Source organism: Bacillus sp. FJAT-27986 (assembly GCF_001685035.1).
Lineage (GTDB): Bacteria > Bacillota > Bacilli > Bacillales > Pradoshiaceae > Pradoshia.
In genome coordinates this window covers 88,013-110,884 of record NZ_MAYV01000017.1, presented here as the reverse complement: position 1 = coordinate 110,884, position 22,872 = coordinate 88,013, and the positions used below count along the sequence as shown (strand labels likewise).

Annotated in this window: 20 protein-coding genes and 1 pseudogene; 14 read left to right on the top strand and 7 right to left on the bottom strand. The window is 37.1% G+C overall.

The genetic code is table 11. The features are described 5' to 3' along the window. Positions 1 to 387: 387 nt before the first annotated feature. The gene (locus A8L44_RS15040) at positions 388 to 978 is read left to right on the top strand and encodes a methyltransferase domain-containing protein (protein ID WP_066108136.1); all 591 of its coding nucleotides are present in this window, start codon (positions 388 to 390) and stop codon (positions 976 to 978) included. Between the two features lie 132 nt (positions 979 to 1,110). On the opposite strand, the gene A8L44_RS15035 is transcribed toward A8L44_RS15040, so the two are convergent. Further along, entirely contained in the window at positions 1,111 to 2,013 is a 903-nt protein-coding gene (locus tag A8L44_RS15035; protein WP_066108132.1) for a cation diffusion facilitator family transporter, read from the bottom strand. A gap of 453 nt (positions 2,014 to 2,466) precedes the next feature. Here A8L44_RS15035 and A8L44_RS15030 point away from each other — a divergent pair, with 453 nt between their 5' ends. The 6 genes and pseudogenes from A8L44_RS15030 (at position 2,467) to A8L44_RS15005 (ending at position 10,853) form a co-directional block, all read left to right on the top strand. Further along, a complete protein-coding gene (locus A8L44_RS15030; protein ID WP_066108129.1) occupies positions 2,467 to 2,922 on the top strand; it encodes a nucleoside deaminase in 456 nt (151 codons plus the stop codon). A gap of 85 nt (positions 2,923 to 3,007) precedes the next feature. Continuing rightward, positions 3,008 to 3,658: pseudogene (locus A8L44_RS15025) on the top strand (nitroreductase family protein). 675 nt (positions 3,659 to 4,333) lie between these two features. After that, the gene (locus tag A8L44_RS15020; RefSeq protein ID WP_066108126.1) at positions 4,334 to 5,017 is read left to right on the top strand and encodes a CAP domain-containing protein; all 684 of its coding nucleotides are present in this window, start codon (positions 4,334 to 4,336) and stop codon (positions 5,015 to 5,017) included. Positions 5,018 to 5,216: 199 nt separating this feature from the next. Then, positions 5,217 to 7,103 (top strand): FUSC family protein, encoded by a 1,887-nt coding sequence (locus tag A8L44_RS15015; protein ID WP_066108123.1) that lies wholly within the window; start codon positions 5,217 to 5,219, stop codon positions 7,101 to 7,103. A gap of 201 nt (positions 7,104 to 7,304) precedes the next feature. Continuing rightward, positions 7,305 to 8,927, top strand: coding sequence for an alpha-glucosidase (locus tag A8L44_RS15010; RefSeq protein WP_066108120.1), 1,623 nt, complete (start codon positions 7,305 to 7,307; stop codon positions 8,925 to 8,927). 387 nt (positions 8,928 to 9,314) lie between these two features. Then, positions 9,315 to 10,853: an ABC transporter substrate-binding protein gene (locus A8L44_RS15005; RefSeq protein WP_066108117.1), complete on the top strand. Its 1,539-nt coding sequence runs from the start codon at positions 9,315 to 9,317 to the stop codon at positions 10,851 to 10,853. A gap of 18 nt (positions 10,854 to 10,871) precedes the next feature. Here the strand turns inward: A8L44_RS15005 and A8L44_RS15000 are convergent, their stop codons facing one another. Beyond that, positions 10,872 to 12,383, bottom strand: a complete 1,512-nt coding sequence (locus tag A8L44_RS15000; protein ID WP_066108113.1) for a DHA2 family efflux MFS transporter permease subunit — start codon at positions 12,381 to 12,383, stop codon at positions 10,872 to 10,874. 187 nt (positions 12,384 to 12,570) lie between these two features. Here A8L44_RS15000 and A8L44_RS14995 point away from each other — a divergent pair, with 187 nt between their 5' ends. Then, positions 12,571 to 13,464 carry a TetR/AcrR family transcriptional regulator gene (locus A8L44_RS14995; protein ID WP_066108110.1) on the top strand — a complete coding sequence of 298 codons (894 nt, stop codon included), beginning with the start codon at positions 12,571 to 12,573 and terminating at the stop codon, positions 13,462 to 13,464. Positions 13,465 to 13,533: 69 nt separating this feature from the next. Here the strand turns inward: A8L44_RS14995 and A8L44_RS14990 are convergent, their stop codons facing one another. Both A8L44_RS14990 and A8L44_RS14985 read right to left on the bottom strand, forming a co-directional pair. Next, the gene (locus A8L44_RS14990; protein WP_066108107.1) at positions 13,534 to 13,851 is read right to left on the bottom strand and encodes a DMT family transporter; all 318 of its coding nucleotides are present in this window, start codon (positions 13,849 to 13,851) and stop codon (positions 13,534 to 13,536) included. Between the two features lie 2 nt (positions 13,852 to 13,853). Further along, complete coding sequence (locus tag A8L44_RS14985; protein WP_066108103.1) at positions 13,854 to 14,195, bottom strand: DMT family transporter; 342 nt, start codon at positions 14,193 to 14,195, stop codon at positions 13,854 to 13,856. Between the two features lie 147 nt (positions 14,196 to 14,342). Between A8L44_RS14985 and A8L44_RS14980 the strand changes: the two genes are divergently transcribed. The 3 genes from A8L44_RS14980 (at position 14,343) to A8L44_RS14970 (ending at position 17,535) form a co-directional block, all read left to right on the top strand. After that, a complete protein-coding gene (locus A8L44_RS14980; protein ID WP_066108100.1) occupies positions 14,343 to 15,218 on the top strand; it encodes a DUF1186 domain-containing protein in 876 nt (291 codons plus the stop codon). A 349-nt stretch (positions 15,219 to 15,567) separates the two neighbouring features. Next, the gene (locus A8L44_RS14975) at positions 15,568 to 16,602 is read left to right on the top strand and encodes a S66 family peptidase (protein WP_066108097.1); all 1,035 of its coding nucleotides are present in this window, start codon (positions 15,568 to 15,570) and stop codon (positions 16,600 to 16,602) included. Between the two features lie 243 nt (positions 16,603 to 16,845). After that, positions 16,846 to 17,535, top strand: coding sequence for a class I SAM-dependent methyltransferase (locus tag A8L44_RS14970; RefSeq protein WP_066108565.1), 690 nt, complete (start codon positions 16,846 to 16,848; stop codon positions 17,533 to 17,535). Between the two features lie 130 nt (positions 17,536 to 17,665). On the opposite strand, the gene A8L44_RS14965 is transcribed toward A8L44_RS14970, so the two are convergent. Then, positions 17,666 to 18,148: a C40 family peptidase gene (locus A8L44_RS14965; RefSeq protein ID WP_066108561.1), complete on the bottom strand. Its 483-nt coding sequence runs from the start codon at positions 18,146 to 18,148 to the stop codon at positions 17,666 to 17,668. A 161-nt stretch (positions 18,149 to 18,309) separates the two neighbouring features. Between A8L44_RS14965 and A8L44_RS14960 the strand changes: the two genes are divergently transcribed. Then, positions 18,310 to 19,239 carry an EamA family transporter gene (locus tag A8L44_RS14960; RefSeq protein WP_066108095.1) on the top strand — a complete coding sequence of 310 codons (930 nt, stop codon included), beginning with the start codon at positions 18,310 to 18,312 and terminating at the stop codon, positions 19,237 to 19,239. A 51-nt stretch (positions 19,240 to 19,290) separates the two neighbouring features. Here the strand turns inward: A8L44_RS14960 and A8L44_RS14955 are convergent, their stop codons facing one another. Both A8L44_RS14955 and A8L44_RS14950 read right to left on the bottom strand, forming a co-directional pair. Next, entirely contained in the window at positions 19,291 to 19,848 is a 558-nt protein-coding gene (locus A8L44_RS14955; RefSeq protein ID WP_066108091.1) for an isochorismatase family protein, read from the bottom strand. Positions 19,849 to 20,092: 244 nt separating this feature from the next. Next, positions 20,093 to 20,683, bottom strand: coding sequence for an undecaprenyl-diphosphatase (locus A8L44_RS14950; protein ID WP_066108088.1), 591 nt, complete (start codon positions 20,681 to 20,683; stop codon positions 20,093 to 20,095). Positions 20,684 to 20,837: 154 nt separating this feature from the next. Between A8L44_RS14950 and A8L44_RS14945 the strand changes: the two genes are divergently transcribed. Both A8L44_RS14945 and A8L44_RS14940 read left to right on the top strand, forming a co-directional pair. Beyond that, positions 20,838 to 21,272, top strand: coding sequence for a helix-hairpin-helix domain-containing protein (locus tag A8L44_RS14945; protein ID WP_139063870.1), 435 nt, complete (start codon positions 20,838 to 20,840; stop codon positions 21,270 to 21,272). 64 nt (positions 21,273 to 21,336) lie between these two features. Continuing rightward, positions 21,337 to 22,464 (top strand): PQQ-dependent sugar dehydrogenase, encoded by a 1,128-nt coding sequence (locus tag A8L44_RS14940; RefSeq protein WP_077248171.1) that lies wholly within the window; start codon positions 21,337 to 21,339, stop codon positions 22,462 to 22,464. The last annotated feature ends 408 nt before the right edge of the window (positions 22,465 to 22,872 follow it).

Here is a 22,872-nt window from a genome sequence, read left to right as displayed (position 1 = left end):
AATAAGTAAATTCAAGCTATGTAAGGGAAATTCAGTAAATCTGCACACCTTGATAGTTATAATTTCCCTTTCTTGCTGCTATTTAGGTATAATTCTTCCTTTTTCCATAGCCCCTGATTTTCAATATAATAACTGAATTTCAAAATTACAAATATATGAAACTAAAAGAAGACATGGAAATCTTCAATTTTGACAAAGTTGTGAACAAATTAACAATTAATTATATTCTTAGAATTTATTGTAAAATTGTCACTTTAAAGTAGCATTTTTATGTGAATACTAGGATGTGAAATCTGAAAACGCCTATTATATAGAAAAAGGGTTTCGATCAGTATCAAAAAGGCTTAAACTTATGAATAATCTAGATAAGTGAAACGGAGTTATACAATGAAAGAAAAAGATTATGATGATTTATTACATATAAAAACAGTCGGTAATCAAACTGGATTTTATAATTCTATGCATTATCACCGATATGAGCCGACTCCGTATTGGGTTTTAGAAAAGTTATTGGATGAGTATGACCTTAATAGTGATGATCATATGGTCGATTTTGGATGCGGAAAGGGGAGGCTAAATTTTTTTCTTCATTACAAAACAGGGGCATTTGTAAGTGGGGTAGAAATGAATGAACAATTTATTAATGAAGCTGAGGAAAATCTCAAGAACTATAATTACAAGGGGAAAGACCGAATTCAATTTCACTGTTGTCTGGCAGAGGAGTTTCAAATTCAACCAACTTATAATAGGTTTTATTTCTTTAATCCTTTTACGATACAAATATTCCGCCAGGTTCTAACGAACATTCTGTTGTCCGTTGAAGAAACATATCGCGAGGTACACCTAATATTATATTATCCATCTGAGGATTATATATATTTTCTTGAAAATCAATCTGTGTTTGAACTACACAAAGAGATTGTTCTAAATGAAACGAATCCGTTTGAGAGAATACTGATCTACCGGCTAGCTTATTAAATTGAAAAAGGCGTTCCCATTGGAATGCCTTTTTTCGTATAAAATATCAGAAGGTTTATGGAGTAGTGGTAGATTCAGTAATATAAACAACCAATTTGTAGCTCTTTAGGGCAAACAGCCGGATACCTATCATTAATTTGGGCTTGGCCTTTTTTCTGTTTTTTCTTCATATGGTTCCACATGAACATGGACACGATAGACTCCATGATCCTTCATTAAATCCTTTTCTACAAGAGTAGCAATATCATGGGCTTCTTTAATATTTAACGTGTTGTCTACCAAAATAATGATATCAATGACTTCATTATTTCCGTAATTTCGTCCCATAATTTTTTTAATTCCTTTAACCCCTTCTATTTGGTCAATGGAATTTTGATAGATTTTAATCTTAGACTCATCAAAGCCATCTGATAAGTAATGGGATGCTTCTCTAAAAATATCCCAGGCTGTTTTGCAAATCAATAACCCTACGAGTATGGCAGTAATTGTATCGAGGAAAGGCATATTTAGCTGGGAGCCGAATATGCCAATTGCTGCTCCAATACTGACATACGCATCAGAAATATTGTCTTTGGCAGCAGCTTTAACGGAATGGCTGTTGATTCTTTTTGCTAGCTTTATATTATAGCGATAGACGAAGTACATGACGAGGGCGGAAAAAATCGCCGTGTATGCTGCCGTTATATCAGGTATATTTTTTTCCCTGCTTAAAATGGATTGGAATCCATCCGTTAGAACTTGGATACCTACTGTCATCATGATAAAAGAAGATAGGAGAGAGGCAATCGACTCACTTTTCCAGTGCCCATATGCATGATCGCTATCGGGAGGCCGCTGGGAAACTTTTAAACCAATTAATACAGCTACTGAGGCAATGATGTCAGTTATATTGTTCAGCCCATCTGCACGTAATGCTTCAGACTCACTTATATATCCAACAATCAGCTTTAATATGGAAAGAAATACGTATGCAGCAATGCTTAGGATTGCTCCGCGTTCACCTAATTTAAGGTCCCTGTATTTTTGTTTCTCCAAAAAGGTCACCTCAAGTTTTTTATTGAATTCACCATTACTTATTAGTATAGAATAAATCCATAAAAAAGAGCATTCCAATTAATTAATCATTTGGAATACTTTTGTTTTTTATTTCCCGATTAATTCACGCTGATGCAATTCATTTTCAAATCTTTGATGAATGACGTGAGTGCCATCCCTGCGTTTGATAATGAATGGTTGCCAGTTGATGAGAACTGATTATACGTGCAAGGATCAGATAGTAAATGGACTGAGGAAAAGATTAAAAATCGTTATTTGGAAATGTTTTATCCATCTGAACAAAAATGGCGTGATAAAGCAATTGATGATTATGAGTAAGGTCTAACGGGAATATTGACTAACCGTCAAGTAATACAATAGATTTGAATTATGAGTCTACACCGAAGATACAGCATCCTATTGATAAATCAAATAACGGGGGTATTAAGGCGTATGAATCCATTTATGAAAGCCGCTGTTGAAGAAGCGTATGAAGGAATTAAACAAGGGCATGGCGGACCTTTCGGAGCTGTCATTGTCAAGGATGGTAAAATCATTGGAAAGGGCCATAATATGGTGGTTAAGGAGCTTGATCCAACCATGCATGGAGAAATAGTTGCGATTAAGGAAGCATGCCTTCATGAAAATCATTATGACCTATCCGGAGCAGAGCTTTATACAACGGCTGAGCCTTGTCCTATGTGCTTAGGGGCCATCCTTTGGGCAGGTATCACGACTGTTTATTATGGATGTGATCGATTGGATACAGATAAAATAGGGTTTAGAGATGATGTCTTTTATAAAATGATTGATGGGAAGCGTTCATATGATTTACAGCGAGTTGATCATGAAGAATGTAAGGGATTATTCAAGGCCTATCAAGCAATCGAGAATAGAGTTATATATTAATAGTGATTCGGAAACTGAATAAATTTTTTAATCAAGACCTGATGTAATACCGTCCAGTCCAATCTAATCATAAAGGAGAATAAACATGTCCAATAGTTCTCATGTTATCCCAACTAATGATTTCAGAAAAATCTTAATGGGACGCCGTTCCATAAAAAGTTACGATCCTATGGTTAAAATCAGTCATAAAGAGATGACAGCAATATTCAGTGAAGCAACCAGCGCACCATCTTCAACGAATCTACAGCCTTGATTTTTTCTTGTTATAGAAAGCGATGAGGCAAAAGCAAAATTGATGGATATTGCCTCACCGACCAATCATAAAAAAATTGATACATCAGCGGTGACGATTGCAATTTTTGGCGACTTGCACAATACATTAAAAGCTGATGAGATTTATAGCGCAAATGTAGAGCTTGGGTATATGCCTGCTGAATATAAAGAACGCCAGCTTGAAGGTGTTTTAGGATGGATTGCTTCACTAACTGAACAGGATCGCAGAGATATCGTCATGACCGACTGCGGCCATGTAGCTATGCAATTGATGCTTGTGGCTCGTGCTCACGGATATGATACCAATCCTATTGCGGGATTCGATAAAACCCGTATTAATGATGTGTTTGGATTGGATCAAGAACGACATGCTCCGGTCATGATTATGACCATGGGTAAGGCGGCTGATAATGGATTCCCGACTATGCGTCTTGCAGTAGACAAAGTTGTCGAATGGAAATAAAGAGGTCACAAATGAATGTGTATGGTAGGGGCAGGTAATAACCTGCTCCTTTTCTATTGACTATGATAAAGGGATATTCTGCGACAGTCTCCTGTATATTTAAGTAACTGTCACTATTCTTTAAAGTAGTTAGTTAACCTTTAAGGATTTGATTGTAAAGTTTATGGTGTCGCTTACTAGATGTCTGCTATATAGAAATTCCCCTGCTATATTCAACGAATAAGTCAGAATAACAGAGATGGAGAAAACAATTTGTTTTCTCCATCTGTTTTATAAAAGCACTGTATAGGAAACCTCATATATTTAAATTCCCCATACCATGCCTGCAATACGGGTATACTCAACATTATTTAAAAATAACTGCAATGCTTGTAACATACCTGTAGTATCAGTAAAGAATCCTCGATTATTAAATACCTGTCAATAATTATTTTATAGGATAAAAGTGGGGATTTTACAAAAAAAGGGACTTGATATCCGGAATATGGAAAAAAGAGAGATTTAAGCAGGACTGTTGATATATCAATATATTAAGTTAGGTGCGCGCTATGTGAGAAGGATGTCTATTATCCTATCTCGAGCTGTCTGGTAGTTTATGGTTCAAATGTTACAAAAAACTCATGTTACGATGTCTTTGTCGATTAAACAAATATCATGACAGGAGGAGATTTACCAATGAAACATAAACTTATCGTTACAATTGCAGCAGCCGCAGCGCTTTCCATTACAGCTATAACAGGAGCGGAGGCAGCCAGTGTATCTTCTAAACCGAATACAACAACTTCATATAAAGTGATGATCAGCGGAGGCATTATTAAATTCCCATGGGGATCTGTTCAACTTCCAACTATTGATAAACCAAGTCAGGATACGGATTCTGGTTCAAACAATGCCGTGGAACAAAATAAACCAAGTACGGATGCTCCAACTGTGGAAGAAGATAATTCTGATTCCAATGATACAGAATCAAACGATTATGAAGTAAGTGCATATGAGCAGGAAGTACTAGAACTTACTAACGCGGAACGTGAAAAACAAGGCTTAAAACCTTTAACACTAGATACAGAGCTAAGTAAAGTAGCGCGTATCAAATCAGAGGATATGCAGAAGAATAACTATTTCAGTCATACAAGCCCAACTTACGGATCTCCATTTGATATGATGAAACAATTTGGCATTTCTTATAGAGCGGCAGCTGAAAATATTGCTATGGGTCAACGCACGCCAGAAGAAGTAGTAAATGCGTGGATGAATAGTGACGGTCATAGAAAAAATATCTTAAGCTCCAGCTATACACATATCGGAATTGGTTATGTGGAGAACGGCAACTACTGGACACAAATGTTTATAGGCAAATAAGAGAGTACTATAAATATAGATTTTATATAGACTGTCCCAAAAGGAAGTGAAAACTTATCTTTTGGGACATTTTTTTATTAGCATTAATGAATGTTCCAAGCTAGAAAGCCTTTTCCTGTGTTTTTTTCCTGGCAGCATAGTATGTTATACTGTGATTTAATATTCCGGTATAGCAATTTATAGGTAAGGAAGGGAAGCTATGAAGCAGCTGATCATATCAAAAACATTGATATTTATCTTTGTTATCCTTTTTGTGACAGGCTTTGAGGCTGTGTTTGGGCAGCATAATGTTTTGATTGGGGTCACGACTGTGGTTGCTCTGCTCATGTATTTAGAGAGGGATTTTACTGTATCCCCATGGAAGAGTTTCATGCTGATTTTGGCAGTCAATTTGTCCCAAGGAATATTTGGTCAACTGGCCTTGATCAATCCCTGGGTAGGAATTTTAGTAAACTTTATCGCTATGTTTATTGTAGGATACTTTTTCACATCTAACATAAAAGGACCTATCCATATTGCGGTTGGTTTGCAATATTTATTCATTTTGACCGATCCAGTTCCGTTGGAGGAATTCCCATTGAGACTAATGTCTCTGGTTGCAGGGGCTTTGATTATCATGATGGTACAATGGGTATTTAATAGAAGGAAATTATCTAAAAGGGGCAATCATTATTTCTTGCAGGTATGTAGCCATTTGCAAGAAAAGTTAAATCGTATTCGAGATAACCAGCCTGATCAAGAGTTGGATTCCATCATTCTGTCTGATATCAACGAGTTCAGGAAGGTGATTTATTTTCGGAGTGTCAAGGGTTATTATCTGACTCACGAAGGCAGAGTTCGTTTGAAGATTTCGGTCTGTCTTGAAAAACTGCATTTGATGTTAAACCGCAAAGCTGCAAGTGACTACCCAGAGGATGTCTTGGATGCTCTGAATTTTGAATTGAGACAGATGAGGGATTACGCCAATAAAGGGTCAAGCTTATCTGATGATTCATTGAATAATCTAAACATAGCGCTTAACAAACATGAATCCGCATACATAGTCGAAATGATTAGTACGTTGAAATTATTGCGTGAATTATTGAGGTACCTTCATACCAGTGAATCATCTGAACTGAACAAGGTTGAGAGTGTGGTAGAGATTCCTAGAGGCTACCGGAATACCTATCAATTTTTAAAGGACATTAATCGACATTCAGCTCGTTTCACATATGCACTGCGATTGGGTATCACTATTGCAGCTGTTGCTTTAATCGTTGATTATTTTAACATCAATGAAGGACGCTGGATTTTATTTACTATATTTTCTGTGACGCAACCTTATTATGAGACAGCTAAATATCGCTTCAAGGAACGCGTGATCGGCACTTTAATGGGAGCGGCTATCTTTGTACTATTATTTAGTATTTTTCATGAAACGACTATACGCTCCTTCCTGGTCTTGCTGGTTGGGTATTTGAATGGCTATGCGGTGAAGTATAGAAATGTCGTATTGACTGTCACGATATCTGCTCTTGGAACAGCTGCTCTCACGGGCGACCCGACGCTCCTGTCACTGAGAAGAGTTATGCTTGTACTGATAGGGATAGGTATTGGTATGCTTGCAAATCGTTTATTACTTCCACATACGCTGGAAAAGGGTACAAGAGATTTGATGAAAAGCTACAAACAGGTATCCAAGGAATTGCAGCGTGAAGTGTCCGCTTATTTAAACCAAAGAAATAATGCACATACAATCAATCATTTATTTGCCGTTTCCGCTTTAATAGAGGAAAGAATACTTTTAAATAATCAAATGCTGCAGCTTGAAGAAATGGAAAACTTTCTATCATCTCAGCGCCGTTTGAATCATGCCATTTATGATATGTTCTTGCGGATGCAAAGGGAGGATGTAGATGTCCATCTGATGAGAGAAATATTAGTAAAGATCGATTCGATTCTGGCTTTAGAAGGGGATTGTGTAAATGAGCAGGCTGGTCAATTATATGACAGACTTCAGCTTTCTAATTCCCTGGAAGAATACGTGTTGTTAAAGGACGCACTGCGAATATTAAAAGGATTTAGAAAGCAGGCTTACTTCAAATAGAACTTCTATATTAAATATTGCGATATCCTAAAAATAAAAATGAAAGGGCATACAAGCTCAACTTTTCTTATTTAAATTGCTGAGGAACAAGAAGAAGCATGAGATGTATGCTCTTAAATGGTAGAGAAAAAGTTCTACTTTAACTAATGAAAAATAATAGAAAGATAAGCTTCACATAATTCATTTTATGAGGTGGGAGAGATGGATAAACAATGGTGGAAAGAAAGTGTCGTGTACCAGGTTTATTGGAGAAGCTTTTATGATAGTGATGGGGATGGATATGGAGACTTAAGAGGGGTAACGAGGAAGCTTGATTATATAAAAGAGTTGGGTGCAGATGTAATCTGGCTCAATCCTTTTTATCTTTCTCCTGATAAAGATAATGGATATGATATTTCCGATTATTATTCCATTATGCCGAAAGCGGGCAGTATGGAGGATTTTGAGGAATTAATGAGGGAAGCACAAAAACGAGATCTAAAAATTATTATGGATTTAGTCATAAATCATACTTCAAATGAGCATGATTGGTTTAAAGAATCCAGATCCAGCAAAGATAATCCAAAAAGAGATTGGTATATTTGGAGAGATGGAGACCAAGTGAACCCTCCCAATAATTGGCGTTCTTACTTTTCCCCGTCAGCATGGGAATATGATCAACGGACTGGTCAGTATTATTTTCATTCATTCGCAGCTGAACAGCCCGATTTGAATTGGGAGAATGAAGAAGTCCGTAAAGAAATATATCGAATTCTAAATTTTTGGTTAAAGAAAGGGATTAATGGATTTAGGCTAGATGCAATTGCCCTGCTTGCGAAGCCGGAGGATTTTCCGGATGCAGACGATCCGGATGATATTCGTTATTTGGCCAACCATCCCAAAGTTCATGATTATTTGCAGGAGATGAATGAACAGGTATTCCGTCATTATGATGTGTTAACCGTAGGGGAGGTAGCCTTCGTGACGCCGGAGCAAGGGTTATTATATGTGGATAAAAACCGCCATGAACTGAATACCTTGTTTCATTTTGAAGTTTGTGATGAAATGCCAACCTGGGACTTAAAGAAATTTAAAGAGATTCAGGCGCGCTGGTATGAAGGATTGAAAGAGAAAGGCTGGAACTCACAATTTATTAATAATCATGATCATACAAGAGTGGTAACCAGATATGGTAATGATAAAGAGTATCGTGTTCAATCAGCCAAACTATTTGCTGCGTTGCTGCATTCTTTGCCGGGTATGCCTTATATTTATCAAGGAGAGGAAATAGGAATGACAGGGATTCGCCTTTCTTCTATTGACGAATATAACGATATTGCGATGAAAAATCAGTATGCTGAGTTGGTGTCAAAGGGATGGGACCCGAATACGGTTCTTAGAGATTTGCAGCCATTAAGCAGAGACAATAGCCGTACACCGATGCAATGGACCAATGAAGAACATGCGGGATTTACAACAGGTACACCGTGGATTCGAGTTAATCCAAACTATAAATCAATCAATGTGAACAATGAATTGCATAATCCTGAATCAATCTTTTATTTTTATCAAAAGCTGATCAAGCTGCGGAGTCAGCACAAGGTCTTTGTATATGGGGATTATCAGGAATTATTTAAAGGACATTCTCATCTTTATGGATACAAAAGAAGCTACGCTGATGAGACGATTTACTTTGTTTCTAATGTTCAGCCGAACACTATACATATTGAGCTGAACAGTGAAATGGATTTGCAGGGGACATCTATTCTGATTTCTAACTATAATGAAACGACAAGCACAAAATTAAATGCCTATGAAGTACGTATTTATTTAAAAAAAGCTTAGCTGGGATAATTGATTCCAACGGCAACAATATAGAACAAACAAAAGATAATTAAAATAAGACTCCGAATGATTCAGAAGGTCGTTCTGAAAGTGAAAATGTAGTTCCGAACCATTCGGAGGGGAGCTCCGAGAATCAAAAAGAAGATAAAGACGATAGAACCCAAAACATACCTGGCACTTTTTAGACTATTCATATTAGTTAGATCATCAGGTATGTTTCATTAGTTATGCTGATTGGATTTTAAGGGGGAAATAAAAGGAATGGTTTCAAAACCTGTATCTTTTTGATAAATAGAATTAACTAGAGGTGTATGTACATAATACTTATTATTATTGTGGCTACTTGGTATCTATTTAAGTAATGCCGTTATTTAACGGGGGATAAAGATGAAGATAATCGTAAAAAGAATTATCATCACCATAATTTTGACCAGCGGATATTTTAATATGGGAGCAGGGGTGGGAACAGCCGAAGCCAATAAGGAAGAATTAACTGTGGCATTGTCTCCGAATGTGATTAAAGGATTCGACCCTTTTCTGTATACAAGGGCAAACGGTTCTCCTTTAATTCAAAGTACTTTATTATCCTTTGATAAGGATATGGGAATTACATATGATTTAGCTGATGAATATCAGGTCAGTGAAGATAAAATGACCTGGGAATTTAAAATTAGGGATGATGCTTATTTTTCGAATGGGGAACAAGTGAAAGCGAGTGATGTAGCTTTTACCTTTAATACTGCTAAGTACAATGGATGGTATGATCTATCTTTGTTAAAAGAAGCCAAGGTGATAGATCAATACACTATCCATTTTCGATTAGAGAAACCCTTGTCAACCTTTAGTTATACAGCTGCTCAGCTTGGAATAGTCCCTGAGAATCAGTATGATGAGTTATTCACTTTGAATCCAATTGGATCAGGTCCCTATATTCTGGAGGAGTGGAATGTAGGAGAGCAGGCGGTTTTTGTCAGGAATGAGCGATATTATGGGAAAAAACCTATTTTTAAAAGGGTCATCATTCTTTTTATGGATGAGGAAGAAGCCTATGCAGCGGCGCAAAAAGGTCTGGTAGATGTCGCTCAAACATCTCCGGCATTTGCAAATGTGGGCGTAATAGATGGAATGGATATCAAAGCTTTTAAAGGTAGTGATCAGTATGGAATCTCCTTTACTACTGCCCCACTAGAATCAGATGCCTCTGGCAAAGAAACTGGCAATGGGGTAACAAGTGAATGGTCCATCCGCCAAGCAATTAATTTAACAGTTAAGCGTGATCACCTCATAAATGAAGTTCTTTATGGATATGGAGAAGCAGCCTATCATGATGCTGATCGGCTTCCGTGGGGCTACAAAGAAACAGAGTTTGAAGACAATAATATCGACAAAGCTAAAGAAATTTTGAAAATTGCGGGATGGATTGATAACGATGAGGATGGTGTGTTGGAAAAACAGGGAATAGAAGCGAAGTTTAAGCTTTTGTTTCTGGAGTCTGACCCTATAGCGCAGTCCATGGCGACATTACTTATGCAACAATTAGCTGAAATTGGAATCTCAGTAGAAGTGGTTGGTCAGAATGAGGAGAAAATCAATTCAAATAAGTTTAATAATCCATTCATTATGCGTGTGGGTAATCATAGTCCAATCGATTTGTATCATAGGATTCATGAAGGTAATACTAGGATGAATTTACATATATCTGCTGAAGTGAATCAGTTGGTTGAGGGAGCGCTTGCTAGCGGTGATTTTCAAATATGGCAATCAATTCTGAGGCAGACCGCGAAGGATTTACCGTGGATATGGTTGGTCCATCCAGATCATTTATACTATACAAAGAAAGGATTAAATTTAGGAGAGCTGGCATTTCAATCAAATGAACAGCCTCTATCTTTGTTAAATAATATAGAAGAATGGACTTGGGAATAATAAGGAAAACCTCTCCTGTTACTGGGAGAGGTCTTGTGTTTTTTGTAAGTTGATTTGTTCGTCTGCTCTCTTTGGTCGTTTAACAAAGAAGGCAAGGATAAGAGCCAATACAGCAATAAATGTCGCTATAAAGAATGCATCGTTAATCCCATCTACTGTTGCTTGAGTATAGATTTGTGCCTCCAATTGAGCTATTTCTTCTGGACTTGGTTGACCGGTAAGCTTACTCATTGCTTTTTCTGCCAATTCTTCCGCATGTATTTTCGTACGTGATGTCATAACGGAAACAAGTAAGGCGGAACCAATTGCACCGGATACTTGATTAAGTGTACTGTTCATAGCTGTACCATGTGGATTTAATCGGGCAGGCAATGAATTCATCCCGTTGGTCATAATCGGCATCATGACCATTGACATACCGAACATACGAACAGAGTACATCACAATTAATGTTCCATAAGTAGTTTCAGTTGTTAATTGACTGAAGAAATAAGTTGTAGCGACTGTGATGGTTAAACCGATTATGGCAAGAATCCGACCGCCAAATTTATCAAATAATTTACCTGTAATTGGTGACATAATTCCCATAATGATTGCACCTGGAAGCATTAATAAACCAGAATCTAATGGGGATATACCACGTATATTTTGCAGGTAAATTGGCATTAAAATCATGGCTGAAAACATCGCCATATTCAAAACAATCGATATAGCTGAAGATAAGGAGAACATTGGATATTTATAGACACGGAAATCGAGCATCGGCTTTTCCAGTTGAAATTGGCGAACAATCAACAAAATCAAGCCAATTACACCTGCAATCAGTGTACCGAATACTTCAACATCATCCCAGCCTTTACTACCCGCCGAGCTGAATCCATATAATAACCCTCCGAATCCGACACTTGAAAAAATAACGGATAATACATCCAATGAAGCGTTACTTTTTTCTTTCTTATCTTTTAATTTAAAAATCGATAGTAGTAAAACAATAACGGCAAACGGGATGATCATATAGAACAGATATCTCCATTCATAATGTTCAATAATCCACCCTGATAATGTAGGACCAATTGCAGGGGCAAAAATCATAACAAGCCCTAAAATCCCCATCGCACCACCACGTTTTTCAATTGGGAAGCTCGTTAAAAGAACATTCATTAAGAGGGGCATCATAATGGCAGAGCCTGCTGCTTGAATCATTCTTCCAACCAATAATAATGCGAAGCTCGGTGCAAATCCGGAAAAGATTGTTCCGATTGTAAATAGAATCATCGCGGTTATAAATAAGTGTCTAACCGAGAACTTCTGAATTAAAAACGCTGTTGATGGAATGATAATTCCGTTTATCAGCATATAACCTGTTGCGAGCCACTGAATCGTTGTTGGCTCAACTTTAAAATCCGCCATCATGGACGGAAGGGCAACATTCAATAATGTTGAATTCAATATAGATACAAATGCACCGGCTAAAAGAATGGCTATAATCCCATAATTGGGACGCATTTGTTGTCTTTCTGTTGCTGTCATGTACTTCTCTCCTTTTGATTTATACTATATGTTTAATTATTAGACTCATAATTCATGTTGATTATATTACTCTCTTTCTTTTCGTTTAGCAATTAAAATAATTTAGAATATATAAATTTGTATTTACCCTAAAAATAAGCTAATATACACTCAAATAACTGAAGTCATAGGAATGGATTGAGTTGTTATGAACGTAAGAAAAAAGCAAGTTATCAGCCATGCAAAGAAACTTTTCATTGGAAAGGGATATAGAAATACGTCTATTCAAGAAATTATTGAAGATAGCGGGATCTCCAGAGGAACATTTTATAATTATTTTCCTTCTAAAAGTGAACTTTTCAAAGCTGTATACGATTCCTTCCTTGAAGAGTATCACCAACAGCGAGATGAATTAATTATTGGGAGGGATCTCAGTAATATAGACATCTTTATAGAGCAACTTTATGTACAAAGGAAATCACATTCGCATAATCAATTATTTGCCCTTATTGAAGATGTAATGGTATCTAATGATATTGAACTAAAAGATTATTTGAAACAAACGAGATGGTTATATTTAAATTGGATTCACAACCGCCTTGTCGATATTTTTGGGGTGGAGAAGAAACCGTATTTGTTAGATTGTGCAATTATTCTATCCGCCATGGTCCAACACCACATGCATTTTTATAGTATTGCAAAAGGAGATCTTGATGCGAAAAAAGCAATTCGTTATTATTTAGATCGCATAAAGGTGATTGTTGATGATGTAAGTAAGAATGATGTTGTTTTAATAGAACCGGAAGTGTTAACTATGTTTATTCCGGGGGGTCCAAAAGGAAACAGGGATTTTTGCTACGATTTAATCCAATCCGTTAACCAACTAAAGACTTACCTTGAACAAGAGGTTGTTGATGCTGAGTTTCGTGCGGAAAAGCTACAAATAATCGAATTCCTGCAAGATGAACTATTGCATAATAAAGAGCCGCGACATTACTTAGTTAAAAATATGATTGCTTCATTAAATCATGATTCTATCTTGAGGGGTACTTCCTGCTATGGAAGGTTTAGAGAAATCATCATGGAATGGTTGAATAAGTAATAGAAGAGCCATGTTAGCAAGTAGTTTGCCATAGCATGGCTCTTTTTGGGCGAGTCATTTTGTTATGGGCTATTTTGATACAAATTTAAGACCAATGGCAGAGATTAAAATGAGTAATATGAAAATAATTCGTTTTAAGCTTTTCGCTTCTCCAAATAAAAGCATGCCAATTAATGCTCCTCCACTGGCACCAATACCAGTCCATACAGCATAGGCAGTACCCATGGGAAGTGTCTTCATTGCGAATGATAGACAGAAAAAGCTCCCCGAAAAACCGACAATCAAAAGAAGCAGAGATAAGAGATCCCTATTTTTATTCAATCTATTAATCATGCCGACCCCAAATATTTCTAAAAATCCAGCGATAACCAGTGCAAACCAGGCCATTATTAGTTAGCCTCCTTTTTGGAGGTGTCTTCATCAGTCACTATTTTTAAACCAATCACACCTATTAATAAGAGAAGAATTAATGCTATTTTCTCTATTTTTAACGGTTCATCAAAGAAGAGAATCTCCGCAATAACCGTTCCAGCTGTTCCCAATCCGACAAAGACAGCGTATACCGTCCCAACCGGCAGGTAGCGGCTTGCATCAATCATCATATAAAAGCTGATACAGATTGCAGCAAGTGTAATCAGCCACATCCATATACTGTCTGCATTTTTAAGACCGCTTACCCAGATGATTTCAAAGAAGGCCCCTATAATAACCTTTAACCAATGTCTGTTCATCAAAACAACTCCCTAGTGATATAACAATATAGTAGATTGTTTGTACTGTTGTTCATTTTAGCAATTATAAAATTGGTTTGCGAGTAGAAGAATCGAGAAAGAGTTTGATAAACTAATTATATAAGAAAGGTACGGGGGTGAAATAAGATGGATGATCCAACTATTTCGACCAAGGAATTAGTAAAAAAAATTCGCTATATAGACGACACCTATCCGAAAGAGGAACTTGATCTTCTATTGATTCGTGAGGATGCTATTCCTGAACTATTGAGTATATTAGATTTGGTTCGCAAGGAACCAGAATTGTTTCTTAGTGAACCCGATCGAATTGACCATATTTATGCAGCTGTTTTGTTGGGACAGTTAAACATCAGAGAAGCATTTTATCCATTTTTACAAACATTAAAATTACCGGATGATAATGCATTGGAATTATATGATGATTACCTGGTTACAACGGCTGGCCGTATACTTGCTGATACATATCCCGGTGAAATAGTTATGGATGGAAATATCCCTTCCATGCCGGATTTGGATGCATTATTTGATTTAATTGATGATCAATCTTTGGATGAGTGTATTCGTGCTACTGGAATTCAAGCAATTACATCCCTTGTCCTGCAAAAACGTATATCAAGGGAAATGGTTGAATATTACTATCATGATCTACTGCAGGGGGATTTGGTAGATGAATCAGGTTATATGTATACCATTCTAATTGATTCATGTATGGTATTAAATTTCCGAGATTTATATGATGATATCGCAGAGGTTTTTGCCCAAAAGAAAGTGAATGCCCTTGATATGTCGCTCGATGATGTGGAGGAGCAATTTAGGAACTATGATCCGTTATATGCAGATGATTGCCGGCCCATTACAAATGTTCATGAAGAGTTCACTTGGTGGGCTGGTCATTATCAACCCGGAAATTCACAGGCTTCCAGAAGCATAAAAGTGGGCAGAAATGATTCATGCCCATGCGGAAGCGGGAAAAAGTATAAGAAATGCTGTGGGAAATCTTGATTTATACACTTTATGGGTTTTAGCCCCCGTATGTACAAGTTGGGTTTGTGTACATATGGGGGTATTTTGTATGCGTTAAAAGGGAACTTACTCTACGATTTTGATGGAAGATTAAAGGAGCTATTTACTATAATGCTGTTTCAGGTCTTTGAGAGTTAATATTGTACAATTATTGTAATTTTTCAGAGTTTCAATACGTTCGTCACACTTTATTCCTACATTTAAGCTTATAGGAAAATGGAAGGTTACTATTAGAAATATAATAAATAAACAATTATTTATATATTTGGGATTTTTTATAATATAATTCAACTAAGCTAAAGAAATGTTAGAGAAAGTGGTGGATGAGATGGATTTGAAGAAGTCAGATCGACTAAGTAGCGGTGACAGGATAGCTACTGCCAGTTTTTCTTGGGGTGGGGCAGGAGATCCAGATATTCGCTGGCGTTATCAGATAGGGAAAAAACGGTTGGAGGAGTTTGGTTTAGAAGTTATTGAGCTGCCTCATACATTAAAGGGATCAGAGTATGTATTTAATCATCCAGAAGAACGGGCACGCGATTTGATGGATGCCTTTCAAAATCCATCGATTAAGGGGATATTCTCTTGTATTGGCGGAGATGACAGCATTCGAATGCTGCCATACATTGATTATGAGGTAATCAAAAATAATCCAAAGATTTTCCTTGGCTATTCTGACTCTACCGTCACGCATTTTATTTGTTATAAGGCAGGGGTAATGAGTTATTATGGTCCTTCGATTCTGGCTGAATTTGCAGAGAATGTAGAGGCTTTTGATTATACGAATCATTGGGTGAAACGGGTTTTATTTTCTGGTGAACCTATTGGCGAAGTTGGACCGCCATCTGAATGGACAAGTGAATTTATCCCTTGGGAAAAGCAAAACTGGACACGTAAAAGAAAAACATCACCGCATAGCGGTTATGAGTTATTACAGGGAGAGGGAATACATAAGGGGAAATTATTAGGAGGATGCATGGATGTGCTGGAAATGCTTAAAGGGACTGTAGTGTGGCCTGCAATTGATGAATGGAAGGATAAACTGATATTTTTTGAGACATCAGAAGTGAAAGTGAGCCCGGATCTGTTTCTTGGATGGCTGCGAAATTACGCGGCGCAGGGAATTCTGCAAAATGCTAAGGGTTTATTATTTTCCAAGCCATATGATGATTGTTATTACGATGAGTATAAGGAAGCAATCCTTAGTGTGGTACGGGATGAGCTAAAGTTAACGGATTTGCCGATTCTATATAATATGAGTTTTGGACATACGGCTCCAATGAGTATTATTCCTCTCGGGGCTATGGCTGAATTGGATTGTGAAAGAAAAACATTTAGCATACTTGAAGCGGGTGTGAATTAAGGTTCGAGGTTTACACACTCCCGAAGCAGGGACTATGAAGGTAACTAAAGCTGAAATAGGAGTTTTAGAGGTCAATCTTCTAAGAAGGGGGAGGTTGAGTAGCCTTCCTTTTAATATTCCATAGCTCTTCATTGAAAGCAGATAAATATGCCATTAGAGGGTAGGTTAAGAACTTCATAGGGGGAAATGTATGGAATATAGGGGACCTAGTGTTTATGATCAGGAAGATTTTTTTTGGATTATATGAAAAGAAGAAGTAGGAAAGATAGTCCCAATAATGCTATTGAAACTCCAATCATGTATGAGCTAATACAAGATTTTCAAAATAAAGATATACTAGATTTGGGCTGCGGTGACGCTTCCTTCGGCAAAGATTTAGTAGAACGCGGTGCAGCGTCCTACAGTGGAATAGAAGGCTCTGAACAAATGGTGGAAGCAGCTAAGAGGAACCTATCACAAGTGAATGGAAGCGTGCATCTTCATACGATGGAATCATATACATACGGAGAAGAAAAGTTTGACATTGTAACTTCCAGATTTGCAATCCATTATGTAGCTGATATTGATGCTTTGTTTCAAAACATCGATTTGTCTTTAAAAGAGGAAGGTAAGTTTGTTTTCAGTGTTCAGCATCCTCTTACGACCGCATCTTTTACTAGTAAAAAAAAAGGTGATAGACGTGAAAATTGGATTGTGGATGACTATTTCCTGGAGGGGGAAAGAAAAGAACCTTGGATTGAACAAATCGTGGTGAAATATCATCGAACAGTCGAACAGTATTTTAGAGCGCTTATCAGTTCTGGATTTTCAGTGGTTGATTTGCGAGAAGGTACACCTGTGCGTGATAACTTTACCGATGAGAAAGAATATAAAAGAAGGCTTAGAATTCCAGTTGTGCTGGCATTTTCGTGTATAAAAAATAAAAACGTATGAAACAGAACACCTGGCTGATGTGGGTGAAATTGTACTGAGTGGTTCAGTCTATAAGTGTATAGAGGTTGATCAAAAGTAAAAACTCTTTTTCTCTAAAGAAAAAGAGTTTTTACTTCGCTAATCCAATTCTTTAATTAACTACTCGTTTTGCTCCTACATAACGTTTCTTCCAATAATCGAGATTCATATCTTGTGTTTTAACTCCTTTTGATGTAGCGCCAATGAATTTATTATTGCCGATATAAATGGCAACAAATGATACCTTTTTCCCGTCCGTTTTATAAAATACTAGATCCCCGGCTTTTAATTTGTTTTTGGCAACGGAAGTACCTGTTTTATATTGATCGGCACTGGTACGTGGTAATTTTTTTGCAACGCTTTTTGAGAATACATACTGTGTGAAACCGGAGGCATCGGACCCTTTTGGTGTTGTTCCGCCCCATTTATATGGACTGTTCGTTATTTTTTTTGAATAAGCAACCGCCTTTTGACTTTTAGACTGTGCTGCATCAGCATGCATTGGGCTGAAGAAAGTTGAAAAGAGTAGAAGAACGGCTGTTACGACGGCAAACAGAATAGAGGATTTTCTTGCATGTAAAGCTAACGTTAACATCCCTGCTTTCAAAGATTTTTTTGACACAAGGATATCTTATTATTGAGCAGAGCATTTTATGATTCAAATATTACTTTCTTACCTTCCTGCTTAACCTCCCCTTTTTTGTGAAAATAAAAGTATAATAGCACTGTAAACTATGAAATATATGAGGGAACAGCATGATTTTATTGAAAAATACAAGAGTTAAAGGAATTTTACTGGTATTAACTGCCGGTATATTATGGGGAGTATGCGGAACAGTAGCGCAGTATTTATTTCATTATGCCGGATTTACCCCGGAATGGGTTGTGGGTATTCGCTTGCTTGTATCTGGGGTGGTTCTCTTGATTCTAGCCTCTTTAAAAGTAAAGAGTAGGATAGGTGCTATTTGGAAGGACAGGAAAGACGCAATAAGTCTTTTATTGTTCAGCATTTTAGGTTTATTGGCTGTGCAATACACATTTTTTATGGCTATCAATTATTCCAATGCGGCTACAGCCACCGTTTTACAGTACTTAACACCCGTTATCATTACCTGTTATTTTGCCTTAATTTCAAAAAGGTTGCCTACAAATAAAGAAATCCTTGTTGTAGGTTTGGCCATATTAGGGACATTTTTGATTGCAACTAAAGGAAATATGCATAGTTTATCCATTTCGGTTAGTGCTTTGATGTGGGGAATTGGTTCGGCATTCGCTCTGGCATTTTATACTTTGCTTCCGCGTAAGCTGCTTCCTAAATGGGGTTCAACTCTCGTTTTAGGCTGGGCAATGCTAATAGGAGGAATTTGCTTTTCATTTTATAATCCTCCATGGGAGTTTCAGGGAGATTGGAGCTTTTATGCAATACTTGCTGTTATTTTTGTGATTATATTTGGTACGATTGTTCCGTTTATATGCTATTTGGAAAGTATGAAATATATTCGAGCTACAGAGGTAAGTGTGCTGGCATCTGTGGAACCAGTTGCTGCAGCGGTTGTATCCATACTTTGGCTGCATGTTACGTTTGGAATAGCCGAGTGGCTTGGTACAATCTGTATTATCAGTACCGTCTTCATTTTAGCCCTTTTTGATAAACCGGCAGGGAAGAAATCCAGTGATAATCATTGAGTAAAACAAACAGGATCCCAATTTGTTTAAGAATTGGGATCCTGTTGCTGTTTATCGGTACGAATCATGGCTGGGATGAAATAAATGATCTTCCGCGTTTCTTACAATAGAAAAATGTTCTATATTGTAATGGCCATGAAGTGTTTTATTATGATGGTTTATGATTTGTTCCGGGCTTAAAATGTCATTGCCGATTGTGGAATGTCCATCACCAACTAAAGTGACATCGAAGCCATTAATAGTAGCGGTTCTGACTGCACTATCAATACAATGCTGTGTTTCGCAGCCCATTATAACAATATGATTAATTTCATTAGATTTTAAATAATTTAATAGTCCAGTTCCGTGAAAGGAATTCGTTGCTGCTTTGTCAAAGAATTTTGTTTCCACAGGTAGATGAATTTCATCATGAACTTGAAATCCTTTCCCTTTACCTCCGGCTATATCAAGATCTCTTACACAAACTATCGTGGCATTTGCCTCTTTTGCCTTTTTAATTACTAAATTAATATTTTGAATAAGCTGTTCTTTTTTAAAAACAGCCCTCATGTCTTGATTCCCATCTATTAGTTCCTGTTGTGCATCAATAATTAATAATAGTTGATTCAACTGATTTTCCCCTTTCTAATTTGGGGAAGCGCTCTTTTATTTAGCTGTATTCCCCTTGGTTTTTTTTGAGTTGTGATATAGTCCCATATTCATATAATTAACCTCCTTGATAATATAATGCCTAAAAATTAATAAATGTAATTTTCAGACAATTAAACCTTAACATAGCTTCTTTTAAAAAGATACGCAAAAATAAAAAAGCCACCGATCTAGTCGGCGGCTGTATTGCTGTAATGAACGTTGATTAAATACTTTTATTTCGGTTAAACAGATAGCTTTCGCCCTTTTCGTATAGAGCGATGGATTGTCTAATCCATTTTTGTTTAGGAATAATTTTGTGAACGAGCAAAGCCGCACCTATTCCAAGAAGTGCACCTACTAAAATATCAACGGGGTAATGGACTCCTACATAGATTCGGGAAATAGAAAGAAGGAGTGCAAGTGTTGTCCATAAATACCAGAATCGTTTACGAAAGAGGGCAATGGTTATACAAACTGAGAAGAATACAATCGTATGATCACTCGGAAAAGAATTTCCAACCTCTTTTTCAATTAACTTGTTTACATCGGACCAAACGGCAAATGGCTGATGATGTGAATAAATCATACCAATTAACTTGCCCGTTACTTCGGCGATAAAAAAAGCAATAACAGCACTGACAACCATTAATTTATTTCTAGTATTACGAGTTAGCCAGTAAAACAACAGAACCAGTATTAAGCAGTATACTGTATATTCAGCAAAAAAAATAAAAAGTGGATTGATGTCCGGATACTCTTTACCAATGTCATTGACTGCACGAAATAATGTGATATTTGCTTCAGAATTAGTCATTTTTTCATTTCCTCCCAAGTTATTCTATTATGGATAATTTACTTAAATATTTCAAGAGATTCTATATAGTATTTGTATTCTAGACGATATCGTTTAGCTGTATGAAAGGATTATGATAAAATTTAACAAAACTAAGAATAAGAGGAGGCTAAAAATGAAACTGCCATTATCGGGGACGGAACGGAGTAATCTTCGTAAAAACAAGGTTCGAATAGACCAAATACCAACGAAAACAACAGAAGAATTAAAAATCATACTGAATTGTTCTACAGATCGGGCTAAGGAGTTAAAAGGTCTGTTAGACTTTCAGGAAATCCCTTCAATCGGGTTGGGTGCATCTAAAATGATGGTACAAGTACTGGGATTCTATTCTGTAAACGACGTTAGAAATGAAAATCCTGCAGAATTATTCGACCGCTATGAAGAATTGGTTGGATGCCGTGTCGATCCATGTGTGGAAGATCAAATCCGCTGTATTGTTTATCATGCCAATGAATTGAATTGTGTGTTAGTATGGTCTGATTTTACGGACGAGCGGAAGGCATATCGAAATACTCAGGGATATCCTCCTACTCGCCCTGAAAAGTAGTGATCCCCTTGTATGACCTCTTTAGAAGAATCATTGAAAAAGCCCATATAAATAGGAGGCCAATATGAAAAAAATATTTCGCTTGTTACCCCCCTTTTTGATTATGATGGCTCTGCTTGGTTGTTCAAAGGAAGAGAAAAATGACACGGTTGTTAAACAGACTGAGACAGATGAAAAGCAGCCATATGAGATAGAAGTCGTTGCTGAAGGTCTCAATGTACCATGGGAAATGGTTATAGCCGATGATGGACGAATATTTTTTACGGAACGGCCTGGCCAAATAAGAGAAATCCGTAATGGGAAAGTAAGGGAAGAACCTCTCCTGTCTTTGCCAGCGCCTTTTATCAGTGAAGGGGAGGGAGGATTACTTGGACTGGCACTTGATCCTGATTTCCAAACGAATCATTTTATGTATACGTATCACTCCTATGAAGAAAATGAGAAAATTAAAAATCGCGTTCTTCGTCTTTTAGTAGATGACAATCAAGCAAGGATTGATAAAGTGATTCTTGATGGAATTGTTGGAGATACAAATCATAATGGTGGGAGAATAAAGATTGGGCCAGACGGGATGCTTTATATTACAGCAGGAGATCGATATGAACCTGACTTAGCCCAGGATAGGACAAGCATGGGCGGGAAAATCTTTAGAATCCATCCTGATGGTTCCATACCGGATGATAATCCAATTAAGGGATCGCCAGTCTATAGCTACGGGCATCGCAATCCGCAGGGACTTGCCTGGCATCCTGTTACTGGAGACCTATTCAGTTCGGAACATGGTCAATCAGCACATGACGAAATCAATTTGATTGAGGCAGGGAAAAATTATGGATGGCCAATTATTCAGGGGGATGAATCAAAAGAGGGAATGGAAACCCCGATAGCCCAAAGCGCAACTGAAACATGGGCTCCTTCAGGAATGACATTTGTCTCCAAGGGTGAATGGAAAAACCAATTGTTGGTTGCCAATCTGCGTGGCATGCAGGTGCTTAAGGTAGAACTTGATGAATTGGGCAAACAGGTGAAAAGGATTGAATCTCTTTTTAAAGATGAGTATGGGCGCATCAGGAATATCATTGAAGCACCGGATGGATCCTTATATATGATGACGAATAACAGGGATGGCAGGGGGAATCCATCAGACAAGGATGACCGCATCATCAGGTTGATTCCTAAAACGGGTATTTGACTAATCTATACGAATATGGAAAAAGTGAAGATCCTAAGTCAGGAGACCTACCATTCTTTTTTAACACTACAACACCTACGTGGAGATAGGGAGGTGTGAAAAGTAGTAAACCTAAGTTTTAGGGAACGTTTTTTAAGCATTTCTATCTTTTTAGTAGAAGAGGATAGAAATGCTTTTTAGTTTGGGCTTTTTTAGATAGGGGGACTAGCATGTTAAACAGTATTTGGGATATCCGAGAATCGATTAGCACTTCATATTTAAGAAATCATTCTAAAAATGAAGTGTTTTTTGCATTAAAATAGATAAAAAGGAGAGATGAAGAGGGAGTTGAGATGCATCCCACGCTGTCCGGTCTCTTGGTCAATTAAAGACTGATAGAGTACGAGGACATGTTGATTCATAGAATCC